Genomic DNA, 6,729 nt, shown 5'->3' on the forward strand with positions numbered 1-6,729 from the left:
CGAGAACGCGGCCTTGCGTTGCCCCGCCTTGTCGGGGTCGTCCTTGTCGGCGCCGCGCGGCCCCAGCGCCGTGATGCACCGCCAGGCGGTGTCGCGCACCAGCGCCAGCGTCAGGCCGAGCACCTGCGGCAGCTCGTCGATGCGCCCGGGCGGCGCGGCGGCCAGCAGTGCCTTGAGGTCCTCGCCCGCCTCCTGGAGCTGGTCGGCGGTCGCCTGCTCGATCAGCCGCCCCACCCGGCGCACGGCCAGCGACACGGTCAGCTCCGACAGCTCGCCGGTCACCACCGACGTCACCCGGTCGACCAGCTCGTGGGCCTCGTCCACGACCACGACCTCGTGCTCCGGCAGCACCGGCAGGTCGCCCATGGCGTCGATGGCCATCAGCGCGTGGTTGGTCACCACGACGTCCACTTCGCCCGCCCGGGCGCGGGCCAGCTCGGCGAAGCACTCGGCGCCGCTCGGGCAGCGCTGGGCTCCCAGGCACTCCTGCGCGCTCACCGAGAACTGCCGCCACGCCTGCTCGCTCACCCCCGGCACCAGCTCGTCGCGGTCGCCGGTCTCGGTCTCCTCGGCCCACTCCTGGATGCGCTGCACCATGCGGCCGGTCGCGCTCACCTCGCGCGGGTCGAAGAGCTGGTCCTGCTCGTCCTCCTCAGGCCAGCCCGCCGTCGCCTTGTAGCGGCACAGGTAGTTGCGACGGCCCTTCAGGATCGCGAACGTCGGCTCGTGCGGCAGCTCCTTGCCCAGCGCCTCGGCCAGCCGGGGCAGGTCGCGGTCGACGAGCTGGCGCTGCAGCGCGATAGTGGCCGTGGAGACCACGACGGGCGAGTCGCTGTCCATCGCGTGGCGGATCGACGGCACGAGGTACGCCAGCGACTTCCCGGTGCCCGTGCCGGCCTGGACCGCCAGATGCTCCTCGTCGTCGATGGCCTGCTGCACGGCCTGGACCATGGTGATCTGGCCCTGCCGTTCGCTCCCTCCGAGAGCGTTTACCGCGACCTTGAGCAGTTCGTCCACTGACGGGAGATGGGAGTCCGGCACGGCAGTAAACGCTACCCGCATTCCGGGGTCGCCGTGCCGAACGCGGTGTGATCGGCCAGACGCATCCCGGCGTTCCCCGGACGCTCGCGGCGGCTCCCATGGCACACTGGGCGACCGGGAATCCAGCCGGGCGAAGAAGGTCTTCACGCGGTGTGACCAGAGGGGTTCCCGGTGTAGGTGGGAAGTCCGGTTTCCAGAGGGTTTTCCGGGGTTGAGTGGACGGATAAAGGCTGGTTAAAGCAGTATGTCTGCCATGTCGGAAGTTGTCCCGTTGCCGTCGTTCGGCGAAGTGTTCTTCGATGCACGAGGTCAGGAGCGGTGCCTCCGTGTCACGTGGCATGAGGGCACACTGGTCCTCAGCCTCTGGCGCGGCGAGATGTGCACAGCGAGCTTCCGCATGCCGATGGAGGACGTCGGCCGCCTGCTCGACACGCTCGACGAGGGCTTTGCCGAGGCCACGGGCGAGCAGCCCGCCGTGCCCGCGCACGATCCGGGCACCGAGGTCATCCCGGGCACCGGTCAGTACCATCGGCCGCCTCAGCACGCTCAGCAACCGCCGCAGCAGCACCAGCCCGACGATCGGCCCACGGCCGCTCTGTCGCCCAACGACGTCCTCGTGGCCAGGGGCGCCCCTGGCGCCCACCAGGACAAGCTGGTGGCCTCCTACGGCGAGACCACGGCGCCGCGGGACAGCATGCCCCCGGCCTACGGCGAACCCCCCAGGGAGGCGGCTCCGGCCTACGGCGAGCCTGCCAGGGAGACCCCGGTCTACGGCGAGCCTGGCAGGGAGGCCTCGGCCTACGGCGAGCGCAGCCCGTTCACCGGGCCGCAATACGTGGACACGACCGCCCCTCAGCAGCGGTACACCGGCGACCCCTTCAGCGGCCCCCAGTACACCGTCGAGTCGCCCCAGTACTCCGGCCACGGCCAGCCCGAGCCCTTCACCGGCCCCCAGTACTCCGACGTCGCGCCCGTCTACCAGATGCCCGGCGACCGCAGCCAGTCGCCGCTGAGCACCGACCCGCTCGGCTTCCCCTCTCAGGCGGCCGCTCCCCACCAGCCGTCCCAGCACCGCGCCGACCAGTTCCCGAGCGACCCGTACCCCTCGGACCCCTACGCCAGGCGGCCTGACACGTACCAGCAGCCCCAGCAGCCCCAGCAGAGCCAGGGCGCCGCTGGGCTGGGCACCCCCATGCACGGCATCCCGGGCGCGGGCAGGCGCCGCTCCGCGCCCCAGCCCGTTCGCGACGAGTACGCCTCCTACCAGCAGAGCCAGCCGAACCCCGTGGACCCGCTGCTGGCCCTGGGGCGGCAGGAGCCCCCGCAGCCGGAGCAGTTGTCCCGCCCCTACGTCGGGGACCCCATGTTCTCCACGGGCGAGCGCCTGCGCCCGGAGCAGCAGCAGCCGGACTACCACGAGCGGAGCGACCGCAGGGAGTGGTGACGTGCTCCTGAGGGCCGGCAGGTACGCTCCTGGCGAGGCGATCGGGCCGAGGCAGAAGGAGCGCCGGTGAATCCGACCTTGGGCCTGCAACTGCTGCTGGTGGCCGGTGGCGCGATCGGCGTCGCGGCCGTCGCGCGGCACAGGGGCTGGCCGGCCCCGTTGCTGCTGGTGGCGGCGGGACTGCTGGTCTCGCCGCTGGTGCCGGCGGTGCCGCTGCAGCCGGAGCTGGTGCTGTACGTGTTCCTGCCCCCGCTGCTCTACTCCGCCGCGCTCGACAGCTCCTACCTGAGCCTGCGTGAAGTCAAGCGGGCCGTGGCGCTGCTGTCGATCGGGCTCGTGCTGTTCACCACAGTCGTCGTCGGGCTGGTCGTCCACCTGCTGCTGCCCGCCCTGCCGCTCGCGCTGGCGTTCGCGCTGGGCGCCATCATCGCGCCGCCCGACGCCGTCGCCGCCGTCGCGGTCGGCCGCCGGCTGGGCCTGCCGCGCAGGACGCTGACGATCCTGGTGGGCGAGAGCCTGTTCAACGACGCCACGGCGCTGACGGCGTACCGGGTGGCGCTGGGGGCCGCCGTCGGCGGGGCCGTGGACCTGTGGCACAGCCTCGGCCAGTTCCTGTACTCCGCGGCGGTCGGCGTGGCGATCGGGCTGGTGCTGGCGTTCGCGCTGGCCTGGCTGTTCCGGCACACGCGCGACTCGCTGGTCGAGAACACGCTGATGCTGCTGATCCCGTTCGCCGCCTATCTGGCGGCGGAGACGGTGCACGCCTCCGGCGTGATCGCCGTGGTGATCGTGGGCCTCTACCTGGGCAATCGCATGCACTTGCAGGGGTTCGGGACGCGGCTGGTGTCGGACGCGGTGTGGAAGGTCACCGACTTCTTCCTCGAGACGATCGTGTTCGCCCTGATCGGGCTGCAGCTCTCGACCGTGGTCCAGGGCATCTCCGGCTACAGCCCGTGGGCCGTCGCGGGTTACGCGGCCGCCGTGCTGGGGGTGACGATCGCCAGCAGGTTCGTGTGGGTGTTCGCGGTGTCATACCTGACCAAGCTGCTGGGCAAGGGCAACGCGCGGCCGACCGTGCAGCAGACGGTGATACTCGGCTGGGCCGGCATGCGGGGCGTGGTGTCGCTGGCGGCGGCGTTCGCCATCTATCCGGCGGTCCCCGCGCGGGACCGTGCGATGCTGCTCTTCCTGACGTTCACGACCGTGATCGGCACCCTGCTCATCCAGGGCACCACGTTCCCCGCGCTGATCAAGCGGCTGGGCGTGTCAAGCGAGCGGGAGCAGTACGAGGACCGCCTGGCCGAGGCGGCGGCCCAGCAGGCCGCGCTGGAGGCGGGCCTGGCGGAGCTCGACCGGCTGGTGCGAGAGCAGGGCGAGCCCGACGAGATCCAGAAGCAGGTCATCGACCAGCTCAGGGAGAAGTCGTGGCGCCGCTCACTGACCGCCTGGGAGCGCCTGGGCGGCGGCAGCGGGCCGGGCGGCGCGGAGACACCCAGCATGCTCTATCGCCGCCTGCGCCGCGACATGCTCCAGGCCGAGCGGCAGGTCTTCGTACGTCTGCGCGACGAGCGCCGCCTCGACGACGAGGTGCTGCGCGAGGTGATGGCCGAGCTCGACTTCGAAGAGGCGATACTGGAGCGCTAGTCCCGTTTTCCGCACATGAGCGATCTTCAGCGGAGGTCTCGTGGATCGATATCAGTCTTTTCCTATTTCTGGGTGCTGATCAGTGAGCGTGGCCGGCGTGCTTGTCCTCGTCGTCGCTTACTTTCTCGGCAACCGCCGTCTCCGTGGTGTTTGGTTACAGCCTTGCGCGTTCAAATCGTCGTCCGACTCTCTTGAGTCGCGGACGCCATTACCTCGCCTGCTCGCAGCCACGGGCTGCGAGCAGGCTCTCGCCCTCGCCCTCAGGCTGGTGAACGCCTTACCCAACCGCTCTGCTGAAGCTCGTCGTCGTCCAGGAAGACCAGCATCGGCTGGCCGGGAGCCATCAGCATGGTCACGACAAAGCGCAGCGGGCTGTCGGTGCGGTTGTTGGCGTCCTGATAGTGGATTGCGTCCCCGCCGGGCTCCCAGAATGCCTCGCCGGCCTTGACCACTCGCGGCGGCTCGCCCTGCACCTCGAAGACCATTTCGCCCTCCAGGATGTAGCCGAAACACGGCCCGCCGGGATGGCGGTGCGGCGGCACGCCGGGATCGCCGGGAGGATACTCGACCCGCACGGTCATCACCTCGGCGTCTGCCGGTATAAAGGGCGGGGTGATGCTCTGAATTTCGGTCAGAGTGTTCTTCACCTTTTCATAGGGGTCCATCGTTTCCTCCTATCTCGCGCCAGCCGCCAGCCACTGGTCGAACGTCGTCGGGGCGATACGGGCGTTCTCGCCGGGCAGCAGCACATTGCCGGCCATCGACTCATCAAGGGGGCCCGACCACGTCGGAACCAGCTTCACCTTGCGCCCGAGAACGTCATTGGTGCGGCGGGCCATGTCGACCAGGTCTTGCGGCTCAGGGCCGGCGACATCGACGTGGCGGCCCTGCGGCTCCCCGGTCGCGACCTCGGCCAAGACCCGAGCTATGTCGTCGGGTGCAATCGGCTGAACAAGTAGCGGGGCGATGGTGGCCACGCCGTCGCGCTCTGTCCAGCTAGCAGCCAACGCCCCAAAGTCGTGAAATTGTGTGGCGGGCACGATCGTCCACGGCACCCGACCCTCCTCGATCAGGCGCTCTTGCTCGCGCTTGCCCGAGTAGTGGGCAGTGCCGCCTGTGATCCGGTGGATTCCGACGATCGACAGCAGTACGTGGTGTCGCACCCCCGCGCGCTCCTCGGCGGCGAGAAGATTTCTCGTGGTGGTGCCGAAATAGGCGCGCGTCTCGTCGGGGCTGACCGGCGGGGAGCTGATGGCATCGACCACCGCGTCAACGCCTTTGAGCGCCGCGTCCAAGCCCTGGCCCGTAATCAGGTCAACGCCAAGAGAGCGGCTGATGGGTATGACTTCGTGCCCCGCGCGCTCAAGGAACGAGGCAGTGCGGGCACCGATATTGCCGGTCGCACCGGCTACAGCGATTCGCATGGTGAGCCTCATCTCACACGTAATTGAGCCAATCGCCGTCGTCGAGGAGAACGAACGAATCCCAGGGAGTCTCAGCAGACCACCAAGGGATGTGCTTGTGGCACAAGACACACTGCGGTTAACCCCCCTACCACGCTAGCCCCGTTTTCCCCACGTCGGGGTAATTGAAGATCCTTGGGTTTGCTGTGCCGATCGTCTGCGCGGTATGACCTGGGCTCGTGAGACAGCGTGCGCAGTGGGGCCAGGCCAGTGTCGAGAAGATGCTCGGGGCGTTGCCGGTGGTCGCCGGGTTCTGTTCGCGGTTACGGATCCGGAGGTGGTGGATGCGCTCTGCCCGGTGCGCGATACCGCGGCGCTGACCCACGGCCAGGTGATCGAGGTGCTGGTGGCCAACCAGCTGACCTCGCCCGCGCCGCTGGTGCACGTCCAGGAGTGGGCTCCTTACGCAGGATCTTCGTGCATTCGTCGGCCCGCGCCCAGGCGGTCACCGGCAAACCCACCCTGGCCTGGCACTTCGACCAGCACGCGATCGACGCCGAAGCCGCCACCGACGGCTGGTACGCCCTGCTGACCAACCTCGATCCCGCCCAGGCCGACGCCGCTCAGGTGCTTGCCCACTACAGCCGTCGAACGCCGCTACCAGGCCTTCAAGGGCCCGCTGGCTGTCACCAACCTCTATCTGAAGAACAACCGCCGCCTGGCCGCGCTGATCACCGTCATCTGCCTGGCCCTGCTCATCTTCTGCCTGATCGAACGTCACGTCCGGCAGGCACCGGCCGAGCGGGGCGCGACCAAGGTCGACGGCTTGTACGCCGGACGGCCCGCCATCCCCACCGGCAAGCTCATCCTTGACGCGCTGGCTGGTATCCGGCTGATCCCGGGCACCGGCCAGTTACCTCCGACCATCCCGCAACCCACCGACCTCCAACTCCATCTCCTGGACCTCCTTGATATCGATCCACGAGACCTCCGCTGAAGATCACTCATGTGCGGAAAACGGGGCTAGCCCATCTGGCTGTCGACGAAGCACCACCGCCAGTCCTCGCCGCGTTCGAACGACTGGATCACCGGGTGGCTCGTGTCGTGGAAGTGCTTGGTGGCGTGCTTGCCCGGCGAGGAGTCGCAGCAGCCGATGTGGCCGCACTCCAGGCAGCGCCGCAGGTGCACCCAGCGGCC

At 69.2% G+C, this 6,729-nt stretch carries 7 protein-coding genes; 3 read left to right on the forward strand and 4 right to left on the reverse strand.

Going from position 1 to position 6,729, the window contains the following annotated elements; genetic code table 11:
* The coding region (locus tag AB0J09_RS51910) for an ATP-dependent DNA helicase (RefSeq protein ID WP_360709178.1) at nt 1-1,062 on the reverse strand (1,062 nt) is incomplete at its 3' end.
* A gap of 232 nt (nt 1,063-1,294) precedes the next feature.
* Between AB0J09_RS51910 and AB0J09_RS51915 the strand changes: the two genes are divergently transcribed.
* Entirely contained in the window at nt 1,295-2,485 is a 1,191-nt protein-coding gene (locus AB0J09_RS51915) for a hypothetical protein (protein ID WP_360709181.1), read from the forward strand.
* 66 nt (nt 2,486-2,551) lie between these two features.
* On the forward strand, nt 2,552-4,129 hold the full coding sequence (locus AB0J09_RS51920; protein ID WP_360709183.1) for a Na+/H+ antiporter: 1,578 nt from the start codon (nt 2,552-2,554) through the stop codon (nt 4,127-4,129).
* A gap of 260 nt (nt 4,130-4,389) precedes the next feature.
* On the opposite strand, the gene AB0J09_RS51925 is transcribed toward AB0J09_RS51920, so the two are convergent.
* Together AB0J09_RS51925 and AB0J09_RS51930 are read right to left on the reverse strand one after the other, a co-directional pair.
* Nucleotides 4,390-4,794 (reverse strand): cupin domain-containing protein, encoded by a 405-nt coding sequence (locus AB0J09_RS51925; RefSeq protein WP_360709185.1) that lies wholly within the window; start codon nt 4,792-4,794, stop codon nt 4,390-4,392.
* 9 nt (nt 4,795-4,803) lie between these two features.
* A complete protein-coding gene (locus AB0J09_RS51930) occupies nt 4,804-5,553 on the reverse strand; it encodes an NAD(P)H-binding protein (protein ID WP_360709186.1) in 750 nt (249 codons plus the stop codon).
* Nucleotides 5,554-6,163: 610 nt separating this feature from the next.
* Here AB0J09_RS51930 and AB0J09_RS51935 point away from each other — a divergent pair.
* A complete protein-coding gene (locus AB0J09_RS51935; protein WP_360709189.1) occupies nt 6,164-6,529 on the forward strand; it encodes a hypothetical protein in 366 nt (121 codons plus the stop codon).
* 26 nt (nt 6,530-6,555) lie between these two features.
* On the opposite strand, the gene AB0J09_RS51940 is transcribed toward AB0J09_RS51935, so the two are convergent.
* Nucleotides 6,556-6,720 carry a UBP-type zinc finger domain-containing protein gene (locus AB0J09_RS51940; RefSeq protein ID WP_360709192.1) on the reverse strand — a complete coding sequence of 55 codons (165 nt, stop codon included), beginning with the start codon at nt 6,718-6,720 and terminating at the stop codon, nt 6,556-6,558.
* Nucleotides 6,721-6,729 lie beyond the last annotated feature (9 nt).

The organism is Nonomuraea sp. NPDC049784 (genome assembly GCF_040659615.1).
Lineage (GTDB): Bacteria > Actinomycetota > Actinomycetes > Streptosporangiales > Streptosporangiaceae > Nonomuraea.

Excerpts from the sequence above, each read along its gene's own strand:
- AB0J09_RS51925 (WP_360709185.1), bottom strand. The coding sequence starts at position 4,794 with ATGGACCCCTATGAAAAGGTGAAGAACACTCTGACCGAAATTCAGAGC.
- AB0J09_RS51915 (WP_360709181.1), top strand. The coding sequence starts at position 1,295 with ATGTCGGAAGTTGTCCCGTTGCCGTCGTTCGGCGAAGTGTTCTTCGAT.
- AB0J09_RS51930 (WP_360709186.1), bottom strand. The coding sequence starts at position 5,553 with ATGCGAATCGCTGTAGCCGGTGCGACCGGCAATATCGGTGCCCGCACT.